Annotated in this window: 14 protein-coding genes and 2 pseudogenes; 7 read left to right on the top strand and 9 right to left on the bottom strand. The window is 69.9% G+C overall.

Annotated features, from left to right (window positions below):
* Window positions 1–50 precede the first annotated feature (50 nt).
* From ACFJIX_RS24085 to ACFJIX_RS24075, 3 genes are all read right to left on the bottom strand, one after another.
* Entirely contained in the window at window positions 51–680 is a 630-nt protein-coding gene (locus ACFJIX_RS24085) for a flavin reductase family protein (RefSeq protein ID WP_377161935.1), read from the bottom strand.
* A gap of 97 nt (window positions 681–777) precedes the next feature.
* A complete protein-coding gene (locus ACFJIX_RS24080) occupies window positions 778–2,820 on the bottom strand; it encodes a mechanosensitive ion channel family protein (protein ID WP_377161933.1) in 2,043 nt (680 codons plus the stop codon).
* On the bottom strand, window positions 2,717–3,229 hold the full coding sequence (locus tag ACFJIX_RS24075; RefSeq protein WP_377155178.1) for a hypothetical protein: 513 nt from the start codon (window positions 3,227–3,229) through the stop codon (window positions 2,717–2,719). Before ACFJIX_RS24075 ends, ACFJIX_RS24080 begins: the two co-directional genes overlap by 104 nt.
* A gap of 206 nt (window positions 3,230–3,435) precedes the next feature.
* Here ACFJIX_RS24075 and ACFJIX_RS24070 point away from each other — a divergent pair.
* Window positions 3,436–4,882: pseudogene (locus ACFJIX_RS24070) on the top strand (NAD-dependent succinate-semialdehyde dehydrogenase).
* Between the two features lie 973 nt (window positions 4,883–5,855).
* Here ACFJIX_RS24070 and ACFJIX_RS24065 read toward each other — a convergent pair.
* Genes ACFJIX_RS24065 through ACFJIX_RS24055 form a run of 3 tightly spaced genes read right to left on the bottom strand, consistent with a single transcriptional unit; the run spans window position 5,856 to window position 8,997 of the window.
* Window positions 5,856–7,607, bottom strand: coding sequence for a cbb3-type cytochrome c oxidase subunit I (locus tag ACFJIX_RS24065; protein ID WP_377155177.1), 1,752 nt, complete (start codon window positions 7,605–7,607; stop codon window positions 5,856–5,858).
* A complete protein-coding gene (gene coxB / locus ACFJIX_RS24060; protein ID WP_377155176.1) occupies window positions 7,604–8,623 on the bottom strand; it encodes a cytochrome c oxidase subunit II in 1,020 nt (339 codons plus the stop codon). Before coxB ends, ACFJIX_RS24065 begins: the two co-directional genes overlap by 4 nt.
* Window positions 8,620–8,997 carry a c-type cytochrome gene (locus ACFJIX_RS24055; protein ID WP_377155175.1) on the bottom strand — a complete coding sequence of 126 codons (378 nt, stop codon included), beginning with the start codon at window positions 8,995–8,997 and terminating at the stop codon, window positions 8,620–8,622. The genes coxB and ACFJIX_RS24055 overlap by 4 nt, the downstream gene beginning before the upstream one ends.
* 223 nt (window positions 8,998–9,220) lie before the next feature.
* Here ACFJIX_RS24055 and ACFJIX_RS24050 point away from each other — a divergent pair, with 223 nt between their 5' ends.
* Complete coding sequence (locus ACFJIX_RS24050) at window positions 9,221–10,198, top strand: c-type cytochrome (protein ID WP_377155174.1); 978 nt, start codon at window positions 9,221–9,223, stop codon at window positions 10,196–10,198.
* 191 nt (window positions 10,199–10,389) lie between these two features.
* Window positions 10,390–11,499 carry an S-(hydroxymethyl)glutathione dehydrogenase/class III alcohol dehydrogenase gene (locus ACFJIX_RS24045; RefSeq protein ID WP_377155173.1) on the top strand — a complete coding sequence of 370 codons (1,110 nt, stop codon included), beginning with the start codon at window positions 10,390–10,392 and terminating at the stop codon, window positions 11,497–11,499.
* Between the two features lie 31 nt (window positions 11,500–11,530).
* On the opposite strand, the gene ACFJIX_RS24040 is transcribed toward ACFJIX_RS24045, so the two are convergent.
* Window positions 11,531–11,737, bottom strand: coding sequence for a hypothetical protein (locus ACFJIX_RS24040; RefSeq protein ID WP_377155172.1), 207 nt, complete (start codon window positions 11,735–11,737; stop codon window positions 11,531–11,533).
* A gap of 271 nt (window positions 11,738–12,008) precedes the next feature.
* Here ACFJIX_RS24040 and ACFJIX_RS24035 point away from each other — a divergent pair.
* Window positions 12,009–13,943, top strand: a pseudogene (locus tag ACFJIX_RS24035) (potassium transporter Kup).
* Here the strand turns inward: ACFJIX_RS24035 and ACFJIX_RS24030 are convergent.
* Entirely contained in the window at window positions 13,912–15,447 is a 1,536-nt protein-coding gene (locus ACFJIX_RS24030) for a serine hydrolase (protein ID WP_377155171.1), read from the bottom strand. The pseudogene ACFJIX_RS24035 and the gene ACFJIX_RS24030 sit on opposite strands and share 32 nt — an antisense overlap.
* Window positions 15,448–15,752: 305 nt before the next feature.
* On the opposite strand from ACFJIX_RS24030, the gene ACFJIX_RS24025 reads away from it, so the two are divergent.
* Complete coding sequence (locus ACFJIX_RS24025; protein ID WP_377155170.1) at window positions 15,753–16,100, top strand: hypothetical protein; 348 nt, start codon at window positions 15,753–15,755, stop codon at window positions 16,098–16,100.
* 3 nt (window positions 16,101–16,103) lie between these two features.
* Window positions 16,104–16,499, top strand: a complete 396-nt coding sequence (locus ACFJIX_RS24020; protein ID WP_377155169.1) for a hypothetical protein — start codon at window positions 16,104–16,106, stop codon at window positions 16,497–16,499.
* Between the two features lie 39 nt (window positions 16,500–16,538).
* Here ACFJIX_RS24020 and ACFJIX_RS24015 read toward each other — a convergent pair whose 3' ends face one another.
* Window positions 16,539–17,549, bottom strand: coding sequence for a LysR substrate-binding domain-containing protein (locus tag ACFJIX_RS24015; RefSeq protein ID WP_377155168.1), 1,011 nt, complete (start codon window positions 17,547–17,549; stop codon window positions 16,539–16,541).
* A gap of 154 nt (window positions 17,550–17,703) precedes the next feature.
* On the opposite strand from ACFJIX_RS24015, the gene ACFJIX_RS24010 reads away from it, so the two are divergent.
* A complete protein-coding gene (locus tag ACFJIX_RS24010; RefSeq protein ID WP_377155167.1) occupies window positions 17,704–18,777 on the top strand; it encodes a tartrate dehydrogenase in 1,074 nt (357 codons plus the stop codon).
* Window positions 18,778–18,797: the final 20 nt, after the last annotated feature.

The following is an 18,797-nucleotide window of genomic DNA, read 5'->3' as shown; positions in this document are numbered from 1 at the left end:
CCGTCACTGCGAGGCCGCGATCGATCCGCCCTGGCGCGTATCCGCTCCGTTCAACCCGCTGCCGGCGTGTCCGGCACGACGATCGATTCCCCGATCGCGTAGAACTGGCCGCCCGCGATGTAGTGCAGCGTGCGCAGCTCGGGCGGCGCGGACTCGAAGTGCCAATGCCCGTCGCTGAACACGCGGGCATCGGCCCAGGCCGCGACGACCTCGCCGATGAACAGGTCATAGATCCACTGGTTGCGGGGCTCGGGCAAGACCCGGCACACCAGCCACGCGGCGCAGCCGTCCACCAGCGGGACGGGACCCGCGGCGGCGCCGCCGGGGCCGGCGCCCGCATCGGCCGGAAGCTCGACATCGACCAGCCTCGCCCCCGCGTGGGCGAGCTTGTCCGCATCCTGGTGCAGGCTGCGGTTGCCGAGCCGGTGCGTCAGCTCGGCCTGAGCGGCCGTCGGCACCTGCAGCACGAAGAAGCCGCTGGCCTCCACCAGTTCGCGCGTGCGCGTCGCCTTGTCGAGCACCACCGTCACCTTCGGCGGCTGGAAGTCCAGCGCGCAGGACCAGGCCGCGGCCATTGCGTTGCGCACGCCGCCGTGCGCGGCGGACACCAGCACGGTCGGCCCGTGGTTGAGCAGCCGGTAGGCCTTGTTCAGCGGGACCGGCGCGACGTGTTCGTTCAGGAGTTCGTTCAAGAGCGTCTTCATGGCGGCGACCATTGTGACGGCGGTCGCCGGACCTTGCTCCTGCGCGTGATTCAGCCCTCCGGCCCTCAGGCGCTCACGCCGGCGGCGGCGCGGTCTGCCCGGGCAGCAACCCCTCGGCGCGCAGGCGCGACAGCACGTCGAAGAGCAGCTCGCTCTTGATGCCGTAAGCCGCGCGCGGCGAGTTCACGAAACCCGACGCGTTGAGCACCAGGTTCGTCCCGTCCACGCCGTCGAGCTGCACGTTCGGCGCCGGCGCGGACAGCACGCCGCCGTGCGCCTGGAACGCGGCCAGCACCAGCGCCTTCACGCGGTCGGTGTCGGTGGCCAGCGGCATCGGCAGCTTGAACTGCACCATGCCCAGCGACTCGCCGTAGGTGACGTTGCGGACGATCTTGGTGATGAACTCGGAATTCGGCACGATCACCGTCGAGCGGTCGCCCATCTGGATCTCGGTGGCCCGCACGCTGATGCGGCGGATGTCGCCCTCCACGCCCGACAGCGACACCCAGTCGCCGACCTTCACCGGCCGCTCGGCCAGCAGGATCAGGCCGGAGACGAAGTTCTGCACGATCGACTGCAGGCCGAAACCGATGCCCACCGACAGCGCGCTGGCGACCCAGGCCACGCTCTGCATACTGAATCCGGACGCTCGCAATGCCGCGGCGATAGCGACGACGGTGCCGATGTAGCCGAACAGCGTCGTCGTGGACGAGCGCATGCCGACGTCCATGCGCGTGGTCGGCATGTAGCTGTCGTTCAGCCAGCCCTTGAGCAGCCGCACCGCGCCCAGACCGACGAACAGCACGGCGAGCGCCTGCAGCAGCTTGATCGGGTTGAGCTGCAGCGTGCCGATGGTGAGGCCGTCCTGCAGGCTGCCGGAGCGGCGCACCAGGTCCATCGGCCCTTCGCCATACGGCGCGAGCAGCAGCAGGAGCGCGAAGAAGGCGATCGACACGCGGCAGACGGCGGACAGCAGCAGGGCGGTCTGCTCGCGCGTGCGCGGCGGCGCGGGACCGTCGGCGGCGGCGGAGGAGGTGCCAGGTCTTGCGTTCGGGCCGCCCTTGTTGTCGCCCTTGCCATCGTCCTTGCCATCGTTCCTGCCATCAACCGACGTCGCCGCCGACGAGGGCGAGGGCGCCAGCAGGGTCATGAAGAGGTCGTCGACCAGCACCGTCAGCAGGTAGGCGCCGCCGATCACGATCAAGCCCCACACCACCTGGTTCAGCACGAACATCGCCAGCGACACGAAGCCGGTGAGCAGCGCGAGCGTCGCGCCCACCAGCGTCAGCCACGCGGCGGCGCGCAGCACCGACAGCCACAACGGACGGATCGTCAGTTCTGGATGGTTGCCAGTACCGGCATCGGCGACGGCGGCGTTGTCCTCCGCGACGCCGGCATGCCGGCGAAGCTGCGCGATGGCCGCTCCGAGCACCGTGATGAAGGTCAGCGACGCGAGCGTCTGCACGGCGCCGTTGCCCGACGCGCTCAAGTCCAGCGTCGCCGCGGTGCGGGACGAGAGCCAGCCCAGCACGACGGCGCCCGCGAGCGTGCGCGGCAGCCAGGCCAGGCGCGACGCGGCGATGTCGGGCACCGGCAGCAGCCGCCACGACGGCTTGCGCGCCATCAGCAGCGCCGCCCCGAGACCGGCGATGAAGCCGCCGAACCAGACGATCATCTCCGCCGTGTCCAGCCACTGGGCGAGCGAGTCCGGACCGTCCGGCGCGCCGTCGACAAGGCTGGCGGTCAAGGTCAGCACCAGGCCGTGGGCGATCAGCCCCGGCCGCAGCGTGCGCAGGATCACCTCGCTGATCGCGAACAGCGACCGGCGCAGGCGACCGGGCGGGATGCGCGTCGCGCACAGGCGCGCGGTCAATCGCCGGGCGCCGAGGCACAGGACCAGCCACGCCGCCACGGCGGCGACGAAGGTCGCCCAGGCCGAGGCCGGCACCGAGGACCACAAGGCCCCGAACTCGATCCCGAACACGCGGGCGCGTTCCACGTCGGCCGCGCGATCAGCGCCCAGCGCCCGCCAGAAGCCCGACTGGAGCAAGGACGGCACGCGCTCGCCCAGACGGGCGCTCAGCTGCAGCCGCTGGGCCGCGTTGGCGTTGCGCAGTGTGCTGTCGGCCTGTCCGCCGAGGTCGTTGGCGACCTTCACCTGACCGTCGATCGTGGCGACTTCGCGTCCCAGTTGCGCGCGCGAACTGCGTCACCTCGGGGGTTTCCTTCACGTCCGCCTGGGCCGTGCCGAGTTGCGCGAGCCGGTTCTTGGCATCGTCCAACTTCGGCTGAAGCGCGGAGCGCGCCTGGTCGATGCGCGACTTCACCCGTTCGACCTTGTCCTTGATGGCGTTCAGGTCCTCGGTCGTCAGTTCCTTGCCCGGCTTGGGCTGGGCCGCCTTGAGTTCCGTCCGGGCCAGGTCGAGCAGCTTCGCGGGGTCGGTCGGCTCGGGCGCCGGGTCTTGCGCCAAGGCGAACGCCGGGATCGCCGCCACGGCGGCGCACAGCAGCCATGTGGCGAGCATCCGCGAGGCTCTCGCGGTCAGGTCCTTGATCCGTCGCATCGTGAGTCGTGAGTGGAGGTGCGCCAGGAGGGCAATCCGCCTGCCTGCCCGTCGTCCCGGGCGCTCTGCGTCCAATGGGCCAGCGATCCGTCGGGTTAGCGCCCCCCGCGGCGCCGGCGAGCGCGGCCAGCGGGTAGAGTCACCCTCAACGTTCACGAGGACCCGCCATGACCACTGCTTCCTATCCCGATACCCGCCTGCTGATCGCCAACGAATGGGTCGACGCCGCCGGCGGCAAGACCATCGACGTGCGCAACCCCGCGACCGGCGCCGTGATCGGCAAGGTGGCGCATGCGAGCAAGTCGGACCTGGACCGCGCGCTCGAAGCGGCGCAGAAGGGCTTCGAGGCCTGGCGCAACGTGTCCGCGCATGAGCGCGCCGCGACGATGCGACGCGCCGCCGCGCTGCTGCGCGAGCGCGCACCCGAAATCGCCAAGCTGCTGACGCAGGAGCAGGGCAAGCCGGTCGGCGAAGCGAAGGTGGAAGTCCTCGCCGGCGCCGACATCATCGAGTGGTTCGCCGACGAAGGCCGCCGCGTCTACGGCCGCATCGTGCCGTCGCGCAACCTGGCGGCGCAGCAGCTCGTGCTGAAGGAACCCGTCGGGCCCATCGCCGCGTTCACGCCCTGGAACTTCCCCGTCAACCAGATCGTGCGCAAGCTCGGCGCGGCGCTGGCCACCGGCTGCTCCTTCCTGGTGAAGGCGCCGGAGGAAACCCCCGCATCGCCCGCAGCGCTGCTGCAGACCTTCGTCGACGCGGGCGTGCCGCCCGGAACCGTCGGCCTCGTCTTCGGCGACCCGCATGAAATCTCCAGCTACCTGATCCCCCATCCGGTCATCCGCAAGGTCACCTTCACCGGCTCCACCCCCGTCGGCAAGCAGCTCGCCGCGCTGGCCGGCGCGCACATGAAGCGCGTCACGATGGAACTCGGCGGGCACGCGCCCGTGATCGTCGCGGAAGACGCGGACGTCGCCCTCGCCGTCAAGGCCGCCGGCGCAGCGAAGTTCCGCAACGCCGGGCAGGTCTGCATTTCGCCGACGCGCTTCCTCGTCCATAACAGCCTCAAGGACGAGTTCACCGCGGCGTTGGTGAAGCACGCCCAAGGACTCAAGCTCGGCGACGGGCTCGCCGAAGGCACCACGCTGGGACCGCTCGCCAATGAGCGACGCGTGGTCGCCATGTCCAAGATCGTCGCGGAAGCCCGCGAACGCGGCGCCAAGATCGCCACCGGCGGGGAACGCGTCGGCAGCGCCGGCAACTTCTTCGCCCCCCACCGTCCTGGCCGATGTCCCGCTCGACGCGTCCGTGTTCAACGACGAACCCTTCGGGCCGATCGCAGCCATCCGCGGGTTCGATACGCTCGAGGAAGCCATCGCGGAAGCCAATCGGCTGCCGTTCGGACTCGCCGGGTATGCGTTCACGAAGTCCATCAAGAACGCCCATCTGCTCGCGCAACGCATGGAGGTCGGGATGCTGTGGGTCAACCAGCCCGCCACGCCGTCCGCGGAAATGCCCTTCGGCGGCGTGAAGGACTCGGGCTACGGCTCGGAAGGTGGGCCGGAGGCGCTCGAGGCCTACCTCAATACCAAGGCGGTGTCGCTGCTCGGGGTTTGATCGGCGAGCCCACTCCGGTAAGCCTGGCGCGGGCTCTCCACGGGGCATGGGGCGCCCCTCCAGGGACCCCAAGCCCCATTCCGGCCCCACAAGCGCTCGCTGCCCTCGTCTTCATGCGACGAGACGAGGCCACCACACCGTGATCACGCCCTGCACGCAGATCCAACCCCACAGCAACACCACCGCTTCGCGCGTGGCGTGCTGTCGGGGACGGATCAGGCCACTCGCAAGTCGCGCGGCGTAGTACAGCGCCAGCATTGAGGCGACAGCGATCTGCAGGCCTTGCAGGCTGTGCAGCGCGGCAAGCGTGCCCGTCCACGCATCCAGCGTCGGCGGTCGTTCCGCCGGCCAGGCCGTCCTCAGGCCGCTGTAGAACGCCAGCACCGCCAGGCCGAAGGCCGGTGCAAGAAGTACGGCACGCCACCTCGAGACCGGCGCGCGCCTGGCGCCGAGCCCCGCCCACACGACGACCACCAGACTCAGCGCGTAGCCCAGCGTCTGCTGGAACAAGGTCGCGGGGCTCGCCAACCCGACTCCCGGCGGTGGGCACACGTCCAGCTTCATCGCCGCATGCAGATGCGCGAAAGCCATCGACGCAAAGATCGTCGCCTCCACCACGATCAGGATCACCACAGCCCAGAACGACGGCGCCTGACGCCCCGTCACCCCCATCGGCAGGATCACGCCATCCGCCGCCTCGGCTTCCTCGAAGGGCGGCGCGCGGTCCGTCTGCCACAACCACGCCCAGATCGCGACGATCGCCAGTACGCCGCCCGCCACGGTGCCGCTCACGTGTTTCACCGTCATCAGCAGGAAGAAGGCCGCCGTCCCGATCGCCGCCAGCAGCGGCCACAGGCTGTCCCCCGCCAGCGTCACGATACGCAGCGGATGCGCCTGGGCAGGACTGGTCAACAGCGTCTCGCGGTCGCCGGTGATCGTGCCGGGCAACCAGTGCGCGCCGGCCTCGACCTCCTCATGCAGCGCGGGCCGGTGCCACAGCGGCTCGTGGTGCTCGACGTGCGGAATGCTGCGCGTGCCGTAAGCCTCGCTGGGCAGCCACTCCAGCGTCGAGGAGCGCCATGGGTCGTCGTGCTCCTGCTCCGGCCCCAGCTGGCTGCGCACGAGGTCGATGACGAAGAGCAGCACGCCCGCGGCGATGATGAAGGCGCCGACGGACGAGAGCAGGTTCGGCAGTTCGAGTCCCAGCCCCGACGGGTAGGTGTGCACCCGCCGCGGCATGCCCAGCATGCCGGCGATGTGCATCGGGGAAGAAGGTCAGGTGGAAGCCGCCGAAGATCAGCCCGAAGACCCAGCGGCCCGCGCGCTCCGACATCGCGCGCCCCTTCCACAGCGGAATCCAGTGGTAGAGCGCCGCGAACATCGGCAGCACCATGCCGCCGATGAGCACGTAGTGGAAATGCGCGACGACGAAGTAGGTGTCGTGCACCTGCCAGTCGATCGGCAGCAGCGCCAGCATCACGCCGGTCAGGCCACCGACGACGAAGGTGACGAGGAAGCCGATGAGGAACCAGGTCGCCGTGGTCCATTGCAGTCGGCCCCGCCACAAGGTGCCGATCCACGCGAAGATCTGCAGCGCGCCGGGGATGGCGATGGCGACGCTGAAGATCGAGACCAGGCTCAGCCCCAGGCCGCCCAGGCCGGCGGTGAACATGTGATGCAGCCACAGCAGGAAGCTCGCCGCACCGATGGCGACCAGCGCGGCGCTGACCGCGTGGCGGCCGATCAGCGTGGTCCGCGCCAGCGCCGGCACCATCGTCGAGACCAGCCCCGCCGCCGGCAGGAAGATGATGTAGACCTCCGGGTGCCCAAAGAACCAGAACAGGTGCTGCCACAGCAGCGGATCGCCGCCCCGCGTGGCGTCGAAGATCGGCCAGTCGAAGGCGCGTTCGATCTCCAGCAGCGCCGTGCCGGCGATCACGGCGGGGAAGGCCAGCACGATCATCAGCCCCACCACCAGCATCGACCACGCGTAGACCGGCATCCGGCCCAGCGTCATGCCCGGCGCCCGCGTCATCAGGATGCCGGTGATCAGCTCGATCGCGCCCGCGATCGCGCTGATCTCGATGAAGCCGATGCCCAGCAGCCAGAAGTCCGCGTTCAAGCCCGGCGAGTACGTCGCGCCGCTCAACGGCGGATACATGAACCAGCCCGAATCGGGCGCCAGTTGCCAGAACAGCGTGGCGTAGAAGGCCAGCCCGCCGATGGCGTACATCCAGTACGAATAAGCCGACAGGCGTGGGAAGGGCAGGTCGCGCGCGCCCAGCATGTTGGGCAGCAGGAAGACGGCGATCGCCTCGACCATCGGCACGGCGAAGAGGAACATCATCACCGTGCCGTGCATCGTGAACAGCTGCTGGAAGACCGGCGCGCTGAACAGCGTCTGCCCCGGCGTCGCCAGTTGCGCCCGCATCAGCAGCGCCAGGACACCGCCCAGCAGCAGGAACACGAACGCCGTCGCGATGTAGAGCTTGCCGATGAAGACGTTGTTGACGCTGCCGATCACGGCCCAGCCCTTCGGCGGCTCCCAGGCGGCGCGCAAGCGCTCGAGCTCGCCCTCCGGCCTCGGCAGGCGATTCTCCGGCCGGCGGGCGCCGGGCGACGGCACATCGTTCATGTCGCGCGTGGCGCTGGTGGCGCGCACGTCGGCCGCGCCGCTCACGCCGGCTGCACCGCTCGTGCCGTCCATGCTGCCGGCGTCGCTCATGGCGTGGACGCGACCAGCGGCCGCTCCGTTCCGCCGCCTGCGACGGGTGGTCCGGCGAGGAACTCCACCATCGCGTCGATCTCGTCCGTGCGCAGGTGCCGATAGGACGGCATGCGCGCCCCCGGCTTCACTGCCTGGACGTCGCTGATCCACTGTCGCAACGCCGTGCGCGGATCACCGAGCGGATCGCGATTGCGCAGCGCGCCGGCCCCCAGCCACAGCCGACTCGCCACATGGGTCAGGTCCGGACCGAGTGGCGGTGCCGCCTGCAGACCCTGACGCACGTCGCCGGCCGTGTGGGTGCCCCGCACCGCATGACAGGCGGCGCAGCCGTTCTCGCGGAAGAGCGCGGCGCCTCGCAGCGCCTGTCGCGAGACCGGCTCCGGCGCGGCGCCGGCCTGCGCGCGCCGCCATCGCGCGAACTCTTCCGGCGGCATCGCGACGACCTGCAGCACCATCGCCGCGTGCTGGGTGCCGCAGTACTCCGAACACGGTCCGCGGAACACGCCCGGCTGCGACGCGGTGAACGTCAGCCGGTTGAGTCGTCCCGGCACCATGTCGACCTTGCCGCCCAGCGCCGGCACCCAATAGCTGTGGATCACGTCCTCCGAGGCCAGCGTCAGGGTCACCGGACGGCCGACCGGCACGCGCAATTCGTTGGCCGTCGCGAAGGCGGGCGCGTCGCTCTCCGCGTCGTACTGCATCGCCCACCACCAGAGGTGTCCGGTGACGGCCACGCGCAGCGCGCCCGGCGGTGACGGGTCGTCCAGGCCGAAGGCGCGCCGCTCGCCGTGGAGCAGCAGGCCGCCGAACACCAGGACCGGCAGCACCAGGCCGCCGCCCCAGAGCCACAGCGCCGTCGACACGGGCCGGCGGCCCTTCCACCACAGCGCCGCGGCCAGGCAGGCCATCGCGAACACGAAGGCGAAGGCGCAGACGATCAGCGTCGTGGTCATGACCTCGGCCAGCGCCTGCGCCTGCGGGCCGGCGGGCCGGAGCATGCCGCCCGCGCTCATCGCAGCGACAGCAGGTAGCCGGCGATGTCGCGCGCGTCGCGCTCGGACAGGCCGAGTCGCGGCATCGTCGTGCCGGGCAGCAGGCCCGGCGGGTCCAGCAGCCAGCGCTGGAGCACCTCCGGGGAATTGGGCAACTGGCCGGCGATGTAGGCGCGCCGGCCGAAGCGCTCCAGCGCCGGCGCCCGTTGACCGCCCCCGGGTACGCCCGGGACGGCGTGGCAGCTGCCGCACTGGAACTGCGACATCAGTTGCCGACCGCGTTCCAGGTCGGCGGCGTCGACCTGCCACCGCCGCAGCGGCTCGTCCGGGGCGGGGCCGCAGCCGCTCAGCAGGAGGACCAGCGCGGCGGCCAGTCCCAGGACGGCCGCGGGCACGGTGGCTGAACCGGAGGAGCGAGGGCGAACGGGAGGGCGGGGACGCGTCATGCGCGCTCCCCGGCACACGAAGTGCCTGCCCCGGCATCGAGCCCACCTGTCCGGCATCGCAGGTCCGGCATCGCAGGTCCCGCATCGCAGGTCCGGCACCGCGCTTGCCTCGCTGCGGCCATGATCGATCCGCCGCATCGCGTCCCCCGGGCGTCCCCCGGGCGTCTCCCCTGTGAAAGCCGTCCTGGCCGCCGGCGTCGCGGCCGGCGTGCTCGGGGCGGCGGGCGCGGCCGCCTTCGTCTGGTTCGGCGTCTACGACGTGTCGGCGACCGGGCCGCACCTGCAGCCGGTGCATTCCTTGCTGGAAATCGCGCTGCAGCGCGCGGTCCAGCACCGCGCGGACGCGCATCCGCCGCCGCGGGACCTGCTCACCCGGGAGCGCGTGATGCAGGGCGCCGCCTGCTTCCGCGACCGCTGCGTCGCCTGCCACGGCGCGCCGGGCGTGGCGCCGGAGGCGTTCGCGCTGGGCATGCAGCCGGTGCCGAGTTCCCTCGTGGAGGCCACCCGCCACTGGCGCCCGCAGGACCTCTACTGGATCACCCGCAACGGCATCAAGATGAGCGGCATGCCCGCCTGGGAGTACCGGCTGGAGGAGGGCGAGCTCTGGGCCGTCGTCGCCTTCCTCGACGCGTTGCCGCTGATGACGCCGGACCAGTACCGGGCGTTGACCGCGTTGCAGTCGGGAGGCGCCACGGCGGGCCTGGTGCCGAGCACATCGGCAAGATCGACGACATCACTGACGTCGCCGACATCGCCGACATCGCCGACATCGCAGCGACCGTCACCGGTGACGGCGGGACCGACTGGAGCGCGGAACGCGATGCCGCGCTGCGACGGCGTCGTCGACGCCCCGGCGCCGCTGGTGCCGCCGCTGCCGAGCGTGGAGCTCGCCCAGCGCGCCTTCCGCCAGCATGGCTGCACCGCCTGCCACACGATCCCTGGCGTGGTCGGGCCGGACACCTCCAACGGTCCGCGCCTGAGCGGCCTTGCGGGACGCGACCGCATCGGCGGCAAGGCGTTCCCGACCGAGGACGGCCTGGCCGCCTGGATCCGCGATCCGCAGGCGATCGACGCGCACACCGCGATGCCGACGCTGGGCGTCAGCGAGACGCAGGCGCGGCTGATGGCGCGCTACCTGCTCGCGCATTGACCGCCGGAGCGCTCCCGGAGCCGATGCAGGAAGCGAACGCCGATGCCGGATCGGACCCGCGATGAGCGAGCGGGCGGGATAGACTCGACCGCATCAGCGCGCCCTCCGGGGCGCGTCCTCGTTGCGTCCCTGGCGCCCCTGCCATTCCTGGCGCTTCCCCCGCTGCTCCGTCTCTTCCGAAAGGCCTTCCCATGAAATCCCGTGCCGCCGTCGCATTCCAGGCTGGCCAGCCGCTGCAGATCGTCGAGATCGATGTCGAGCCGCCCCGCAAGGGCGAGGTGCTGGTGAAGATCACCCACACCGGCGTGTGCCACACGGACGCGTTCACGCTGAGCGGCGACGATCCGGAAGGCCTGTTCCCGGCGGTGCTGGGCCATGAGGGCGCGGGCATCGTCGTCGAGGTGGGCGAGGGCGTCACCAGCGTCAAGCCCGGCGACCACGTGATCCCGCTCTACACGGCGGAATGCGGCGAGTGCCTGTTCTGCAAGTCCGGCAAGACCAACCTGTGCGTGGCCGTGCGCGCGACGCAGGGCAAGGGCGTGATGCCGGACGGCACGACGCGCTTCTCCTACCAGGGCCAGCCGATCTACCACTACATGGGCTGCTCGACCTTCAGCGAGTACACCGTGGTGGCCGAGGTGTCGCTCGCCAAGATCAGCCCGGACGCCAATCCCGAGCAGGTCTGCCTGCTGGGCTGCGGCGTGACCACCGGCCTGGGCGCGGTGAAGAACACCGCCAAGGTGCAGCCGGGCGACTCGGTGGCCGTGTTCGGCCTCGGCGGCATCGGGCTGGCGGTGATCCAGGGCGCCAAGCTGGCACAGGCCGGCCGCATCATCGCGATCGATACCAACCCGTCGAAGTTCGAGCTCGCCAAGGTCTTCGGCGCCACCGACTTCGTGAACCCGAAGGACCACGACAAGCCGATCCAGCAGGTGATCGTCGAGATGACGGGCTGGGGCGTCGACCACTCGTTCGAATGCATCGGCAACGTCCACGTGATGCGCGCGGCGCTCGAGTGCGCGCATCGCGGCTGGGGCCAGTCGATCGTGATCGGCGTGGCGGGCGCGGGTCAGGAGATCTCGACGCGGCCGTTCCAGCTGGTCACGGGCCGCACCTGGAAGGGCAGCGCCTTCGGCGGCGTCAAGGGGCGCTCGCAACTGCCGGGCATGGTCGAGGAGGCGATGCGCGGCGACATCCAGCTCGCCCCGTTCGTGACCCACACGATGCCGCTCACCGGCATCAACGAGGCCTTCGACCTGATGCACGAAGGCAAGTCGATCCGCTCGGTCGTGCACTACTGAAGCAGGCGGGCGACTTCCGCCCTGAGAGCGCTCAGCGAGACTCGCGCCAGCCCAGCACCCGCGCCGGCAGGAACAGGATGGCCTTGAGCAGCGCGAAGACCGCCTCGACGCTCAGTCCGATCAGGCGGAACGGCAGCGTCAGCAGCCAGGCGACGGGCCACAGCACCAGCGCCAGCAGGGCCAGCGGCCAGCACAGCACGAACAGGACCAACCAGAACAGCAGGCCGACGAAGCCCATGACGCACTCCTTGTTGACACCGTGATCGATCGATACGGCTGGCCGACACCATAACGTCGACGGCCGCCCGCCGCCCTCGTCGCGCGACCAACCGTGTTTTGGGCTTCACGGACTGCACGGGCGAAGGATCGCCCGGCCGGAGGGGACCCGCGGCCGCGAGACACCCGCGGCCGCGAGACACCCGCGGCAGCGGATCTCCGGTCCGGTGAAGCCGGCACCCGCTGTGGGATAGTGGTGCCTTCTCCGCAGACCGCGCCTCGGCGCTCTCCTGATGCTTCGAGATTCCGCCCCGCCTGTCGCCGGCGACATCCCCTCGAGCGGCCAGCACGGCCCGCGTCAAGGACTGGCCCCGCTGACGCTGGGGGCGTTGGGCATCGTGTTCGGCGACATCGGGACGAGTCCGCTGTACACGATGCGCGAAGTGCTGAACCCCGCCAACGGCGTGAGCCTGCAGCCGGCGGACATCATCGGCGCGGTATCGGCCATCCTCTGGGCGCTGATGATCGTCGTGACGCTCAAGTACGTCGTGCTGATCCTGCGCGCGGACAACCGCGGCGAGGGCGGCATCATGGCGCTCACCGCGCTGGCGGTCCGGGCCGCCGGGACACGCCGGGCCGGCGCCGGATGCTGCTGCTGGTCGGTGTCTGCGGGGCGGCGCTCTTCTACGGCGACAGCGTCATCACGCCCGCGATCTCCGTCATGGGCGCCGTGGAAGGCCTGGAGATCATCACGCCGACCCTCAAGCCCTTTGTCCTGCCCCTCTCGGTGGCGGTGCTGACGGGGCTGTTCCTGATCCAGCGCCACGGCTCGGCGGCCGTCGGCGTGATGTTCGGCCCGGTCATGCTGTTGTGGTTCGGTGTGCTCGGCACGATCGGAGCCCTCCAGATCGCGCAGGCCCCGCAGATCCTCCAGGCGCTCGATCCCCCGATTCGGCCTGGCCTTCCTCCAGGCGCGCGGGCCGGGGCTGTTCCTGGTCGTCGGCGCGCTCGTGCTGGCGCTGACGGGCGCGGAAGCGCTGTATGCGGACATGGGGCATTTCGGCCGCCGGCCGATACGGCTCGCCTGGTCGGCGCTCGTGCTGCCGACGCTCGCGCTGAACTACGCCGGACAGGGGGCCTTGCTGCTGCGGGAGCCGGGTGCGCTGGACAACCCGTTCTTCCGCCTCTTCCCGTCGGCCTGGCTCATCCCCTGCGTGCTCCTGGCCACGCTCGCGTCGGTGATCGCCTCGCAGGCGGTGATCTCGGGCGCGTTCTCGCTGACGAAGGAGGCGATCCAGCTGGGGCTGCTGCCCCGCATGCGGGTGATCTACACCTCCGAGCGGGCGATGGGCCAGGTCTATCTGCCGGCGATCAACTGGACGCTGCTGGTCGCCGTGCTGCTGGCCGTGCTGGGATTCGAAAGTTCCTCGGCCCTGGCGTCGGCCTACGGCATCGCGGTGACGATCACCATGCTGATCACGACGCTGCTGACCTTCTTCGTCGTCCGCCACGCCTGGCGTTATCCGGCCCCGCTGGCATGGGCCGCCACGGCCGGGTTCCTGGCGGTCGACGCGTTGCTGGTGGTCTCCTGCTCGCTCAAGATCATGCAGGGGGGATGGTTCCCGCTGGCGCTGGGGCTGGTGCTGTTCGCCGTGATGGCGACGTGGCGCCGAGGCAAGGAACGGCTGCACGAGCAGGTCGCCGGGGAGGACCTGCCGCTGCTCCCGTTCCTGGAGTCCCTGTCGCATGACGTCGAAGGCCCTCGACCCGACCGGATCGCCGTCTATCCGGTCTCCAATCCCGAGGTCGTGCCGCCGGCGCTGCTGCACAACCTGAAGCACTACCAACTGCTGCATGGGCGCAACGTGATCGTCACCGTCCGTTTCGACGAGGTGCCGTTCGTGCCGGAGGACCAGCAACTGAGCGTCGAGTCACTGCGCCCCGGCTTCTGGCGCGTGGTGGTGCGCTACGGGTTCAAGGATGAGCCCAATCTGCCGGCGGCGCTGGGGCGCTGCGCGCGGCACGACCTGCAGTTCGATCCCTTCCTGGCGTCGTACTTCCTGAGCCGGCAGGTCGTGGTACCCGGCGCCGGCAAGAAGACCTCCGGGATGGCGCGTTGGCGGCAGCAGCTGTTCATCACCATGGCGCGCAACTCCAGCAGCGCCGCGGACTACTTCCGGCTGCCGGACAACGGCGTCATCGAGTTGGGCTCGCGGGTCCAGCTGTAGCGTCCGGCTCCCGCGCGGCCCGGGTGCTTCTTCCGGCCTGCCTGACGGTCAGCGCCGGCGCGGCCCGCTCGCCGGGCTCGAAGACGATCTCCATCGGCGTGACCTTGGCGAAGAACGTCAGCGGGGATGTCGCGAAGAGCTCGAAGGCTTGTTGCCCGGTCGCCCGCGCGAACAGGCGGTTGCCGTCGGCGTGCACGGTGATCTTCATCGACGGCGACAGCAGATAGACGCCCGTCAACGGTGTCAGCTGCTCCGGCGACAGCGTCACCTCGGCCTGGCGCGTCAAGGACATGTCCGACGGCGGGATGGTGGGCTCCAGCAGATGCAGCGCCAGATCGACGACGCCTACGCCGGCGTTGGCCAGTACGGCGGAGGCATTGCCCTTCGACGGGTCCAGCCACAGCGAGGTGCTGAAGCCGAAGGTCGCGCCGTCGTGGTTGAACGCGATGCGACCCGGCAACGCGGCGCTGTTCCATGCGAGACCGATCCCTGCACCGGGGATGTCGCGGGCGCCGTGTCGGCGCAGGCACAGCGCGAAGGCTTCTTTCAGCGGATGGTCGAACTGCCCCATCGCCGCCTGCGCGTAGCGCGCCAGGCCGCGCGTGCTGCCGAGCAGCGCGCCCGCGCCGGCCATCGCCGGACGGAAGGTCCAGTGGTCGACGGGCTTGCCGGACTTGTCATGTCCGTCGAGGAAACGCCGGCCTGCCGGAGGACTCAGGAAGATCTGGTCCGAAATCCCCAGCGGCACCAGCACGCGCTCGCGGAGCAGCGCCGGATAGTCGCGCTGCTGCAGGAAACCCAGCGCCTGGCCGAGCAGGCCGAAGCCGAGGTTCGAATATTCGTAGGCCGTGTCGCGCGGCTTGTCGGCTTTCCACCCGGAGAGGAACGCGGCCATCTGCGGCCAGTCGTACGTGGCGTAGGGATCGGTGAGCTCCGGGCGCACGGCCAGGTTCGAGGGCAGCCGCGGCAGCCCCGAACGCTGTGTCGCCAGATCCACCCAGCGCAGCGGCGCGCCTTGGCTGTCGCGCAGCTTGAGGCGATCGGGCAGGGCGGTCTCGACGGGATCGTCGAGCTTGATCAGCCCGCGGGTCACGGCATCCGCCAGCAGCAGCGCGGTGAAGGTCTTCGTGATCGAGCCGAGCTCGAACAGCGCCTGCTGATCGGGCACCGGACCGCGGGCGCTCGCTGCGCTGAAGGTGGTCGCCCCGTCACGGATGCGCAGGGCCGCGAGCGCGACGCCTTCGTACTTCAAGCGCTCGGCGAGCAGGGCACCGTCCGGGCCGTCGTGCTGAGGGGCGTCGCGGGACGGCGAAACGGCGGCGCTCGATCCGACGCTCGAAGCCGCGTTCGAAGCAGCGCTCAACGCGGCGTTCGAAGCGGCGTTGGAGGCAGGCCTGCTGGCGGGCGCGGCGGACTGCGCGACCGCGCGCCACGGCGCCGACAGACCGATGGTGGCCAATGCGGCCGAAGCCTGCAGGCCGGCGCGACGAGTGAACTTGGGCATGAGAGGGACTCCCGGGATGCCGGTGCCTTCAGCGTCACTGTCTTGTCGCCGAGGACCGAATGCCTGAGCAGTGTAAGGCGGGGTCAGGAGTTGCCTCCATCCCCCAAGAGGGCCGTCGTCGCCGCCGATTCACACCCCCATCCGGACGAATTTTTATCGCCGCCCTTTGATCCGCCGCAAGGTGATTCCAGATTGAGGCCGACTGATGGGGGAACACGGCCCGATTTCGATTTCGGACTCGATCAGCGGTGGCAGAGTTGTTCTCCATGGCGGGCAGGGGCCCGCTGTTGATCGAGGAACAGACGATGCAGATGAATCCCTATGAGAGCGGCGCCGCCGAGCGCGCCGCGAGGTCCGATCCGGAGCTGATCGCCCGCGTGCAGGCCATCGAGACGGTCTTGCCGACGCTGGCCACGCGTGCGCAGCTGGAGCAGCTTCGCGGAGAAATGAAAGAAGGTTTTGGTGCAGTGCGTACCGAAATGCAGACCATGCGCGCGGATCTGCAGGCCTGCATGGGCGAGATGCGCGTCGACATGCACCGGACCGCCAACAACACGATGAAGTGGTCGATTGGCGTCGCGGTCAGCGGCGTCGGTCTTGTGATCACTGCAATGACGCTCGTCATGCCGCTTGTCGTCAATCACGCGAGGTAAACGATGCAGATGAATCCCTATGAGAGCGGCGCCGCCGAGCGCGCCGCGAGGTCCGATCCGGAGCTGATCGCCCGCGTGCAGGCCATTGAAACGGTCTTACCGACGCTGGCCACGCGCGCTCAACTGGAGCAGCTCCGCGGAGAAATGAAGGAGGGTTTCGGCGAGTTGCGCGCCGAGATGAAGGAGGGTCTCGGCGAGTTGCGCGCCGAGATGAAGGAGGGCTTTGGCTCGATGCGAGCGGAGATGTACAAGGCCATTGGCGACCTACGTGTCGAGACGCAGGCGATGACAATCAATGCCGTGAAGTGGTCGATCGGACTGGCGGTCAGCCTGGCGATGCTGTGCGCCACGCTCGCCGGTGTCGTTGCGCCGTTCGTCTCAGCGCATCTGCACGGGTGAACATCGATATCGGGCTCGCCGTAGTCAAGAGGAGGTCGATCACCCCGACCTCCCCAACGCCTTGCCCAGATGCGCCACGAACTGCCTCACCCGCGCGGTGCCCTGGTACCGCTGCGGGTACACCGCATAGATGTCCGCATCCGGCGTCTCCCAGTCCGGCAAGACCTGGACCAGTCGCCCGCTCGCGAGGTAGCGCGCGATGTCCCATTCCGCGCGCATCAGGATCCCGTGTCCGTCGAGCGCCCAGTTCACCGCGATCTCGCCGTCGTTGGTCGTCAGTGCGCCGCGCGTCTTCACCGCCTCGGTGACCGTCTTGCGACCGCGTTTCGAAGACAGCCGCCACAGGCCATACGCTTCCTCGCCTTGCCGGATGCCGATGCAGTCGTGCCGCACCAGTTCCGCCGGCGTCTTCGGCGTGCCGTGCGCGCTCAGATAGGCCGGTGAGGCGCACAGCAGGCGACGGTTCGCCGCGATGCGCCGCGCGATGACCCGCGCGTCCGGCGGCGGGCCGAAGCGGATGCAGACGTCGAAGGCGTCCTCGTTCAGCGGCGGCGGGTTGACCGACAGCTGCAGCTGGACCTGCAGCTTCGGATGCTGCCGGACGAAGCTCGAGATCAGCGGCGCGATGTGCGTCCGTCCGAAACCGAGGGTCGCGTTCACGCGCAGCAGGCCGCTGGCCGTGCCGCCGCTCGCGCTCATCACCTCCTGCAGGTCGTCGATCGACGCGAGGATCCGCCGCGCGTGCTCCAGGTAGAGCTCGCCTTCCTGCGTCAGGCTCATCCGCCGCGTCGTCCGGCTCAGCAGCGCCGTGCCCAGCCGGCTCTCCATCTGTGTCAGGTGCTTGCTGACGGCCGCCGTCGTGATGCCGAGCTCGCGCGCCGCGGCGCTCAGGCTGCCGGCGCTGCACAGCGCGGAGAAGAAGCCCAGGTCGGCCGGCGCGATCGCCGCCGCACTGCTGCCGGTCTTCGTCACCGTCCTGGTCGCCGACCTGGTCGCCGTCGTGGTCGTTGCCTTCGCGGTTCCAGCGCCGGACGTGGTGTTTGAAGCCATGGAGAAGTCCTGCCGATTGTTGAATCCAGGTTGAAGACGGATTGACTTTAGCCGCGATCCGCAGGGCAGGGGGCTCCTAGAGTCGGGCCAGGCCTCACCCGAGATTTCTCGAGATTTCCCGAGATCTCTCGACTTCACCTGGAGACAAGACCCCATGAAGACTTATCGCATCGCGACCATCCCCGGCGACGGCATCGGCAAGGAAGTGATCCCCGCGGGCCGCGAGGTCCTGGAGGCCCTCGCCGCGACCACCGACCGCTTCCGCTTCGAGTTCGAGGACTTCGGCTGGGGCGGCGACTGGTACCGCGCGCACGGCGAGATGATGCCGGCCGACGGCCTCGACGCGCTGCGCGACAAGGACGCTCTCCTGTTCGGCTCCGCCGGCGATCCCGACATCCCCGACCACATCACGCTGTGGGGCCTGCGGCTGAAGATCTGCCAGGGCTTCGACCAGTACGCCAACGTGCGTCCGACCCGCGTGCTGCCCGGCATCGACGCGCCGCTCAAGCGCTGCGGACCGAAGGACCTCGACTGGGTCATCGTGCGCGAGAACTCGGAAGGCGAATACGCCGGCGTCGGCGGCCGCGTCCACCAGGGCCATCCGATCGAGGCGGCCACCGACGTGTCCATCATGACCCGCACCGGCGTCGAGCGGATCATGCGCTACGCGTTCAAGCTGGCGCAGTCGCGGCCCCGCAAGCTGCTGACGGTGATCACCAAGAGCAACGCCCAGCGTCACGCGATGGTGATGTGGGACGAGATCGCGGCGCAGGTCGCGAAGGACTTCTCCGACGTCACCTGGGGCAAGGAACTCGTCGACGCCGCGACCGCCCGCATGGTCAACAAGCCGGCGACGCTGGACACCATCGTCGCGACCAACCTGCACGCGGACATCCTCAGCGACCTGGCGGCCGCGCTTGCCGGCAGCCTGGGCATCGCGCCGACCGGCAACATCGATCCGGAGCGGCGTTATCCGTCGATGTTCGAGCCGATCCATGGCTCGGCCTTCGACATCATGGGCAAGGGGCTGGCGAATCCGGTCGGGACCTTCTGGTCCGCGGTGATGCTGCTGGAGCACCTCGGCGAGGACGATGCCGCCCGGCGCCTGATGCGCGCGATCGAGGCCGTGACGGCGAACCCGTCGCTGCACACCGGCGACCTCGGCGGCCAGGCGAAAACGACCGACGTCACCGCCGCCGTGATCGCCGCCCTGCGCCAGCCCAGCTGACCCTTCCACTCGAATGGCCG

Origin of the sequence: Roseateles sp. UC29_93 (assembly GCF_042695725.1) — a bacterium.
Lineage (GTDB): Bacteria > Pseudomonadota > Gammaproteobacteria > Burkholderiales > Burkholderiaceae_C > Roseateles > Roseateles noduli_A.
Note: the sequence above shows the minus strand (reverse complement) of the source record. Positions and strands in the feature narration are given on the sequence as shown.

Excerpts from the sequence above, each read along its gene's own strand:
- ACFJIX_RS24075 (WP_377155178.1), bottom strand. The coding sequence starts at position 3,229 with ATGCTCGCCACATGGCTGCTGTGCGCCGCCGTGGCGGCGATCCCGGCG.
- ACFJIX_RS24065 (WP_377155177.1), bottom strand. The coding sequence starts at position 7,607 with ATGAGCGACGCCGGCAGCATGGACGGCACGAGCGGTGCAGCCGGCGTG.
- coxB (WP_377155176.1), bottom strand. The coding sequence starts at position 8,623 with ATGAGCGCGGGCGGCATGCTCCGGCCCGCCGGCCCGCAGGCGCAGGCG.
- ACFJIX_RS24045 (WP_377155173.1), top strand. The coding sequence starts at position 10,390 with ATGAAATCCCGTGCCGCCGTCGCATTCCAGGCTGGCCAGCCGCTGCAG.
- ACFJIX_RS24040 (WP_377155172.1), bottom strand. The coding sequence starts at position 11,737 with ATGGGCTTCGTCGGCCTGCTGTTCTGGTTGGTCCTGTTCGTGCTGTGC.
- ACFJIX_RS24030 (WP_377155171.1), bottom strand. The coding sequence starts at position 15,447 with ATGCCCAAGTTCACTCGTCGCGCCGGCCTGCAGGCTTCGGCCGCATTG.
- ACFJIX_RS24025 (WP_377155170.1), top strand. The coding sequence starts at position 15,753 with ATGCAGATGAATCCCTATGAGAGCGGCGCCGCCGAGCGCGCCGCGAGG.
- ACFJIX_RS24020 (WP_377155169.1), top strand. The coding sequence starts at position 16,104 with ATGCAGATGAATCCCTATGAGAGCGGCGCCGCCGAGCGCGCCGCGAGG.
- ACFJIX_RS24015 (WP_377155168.1), bottom strand. The coding sequence starts at position 17,549 with ATGGCTTCAAACACCACGTCCGGCGCTGGAACCGCGAAGGCAACGACC.
- ACFJIX_RS24010 (WP_377155167.1), top strand. The coding sequence starts at position 17,704 with ATGAAGACTTATCGCATCGCGACCATCCCCGGCGACGGCATCGGCAAG.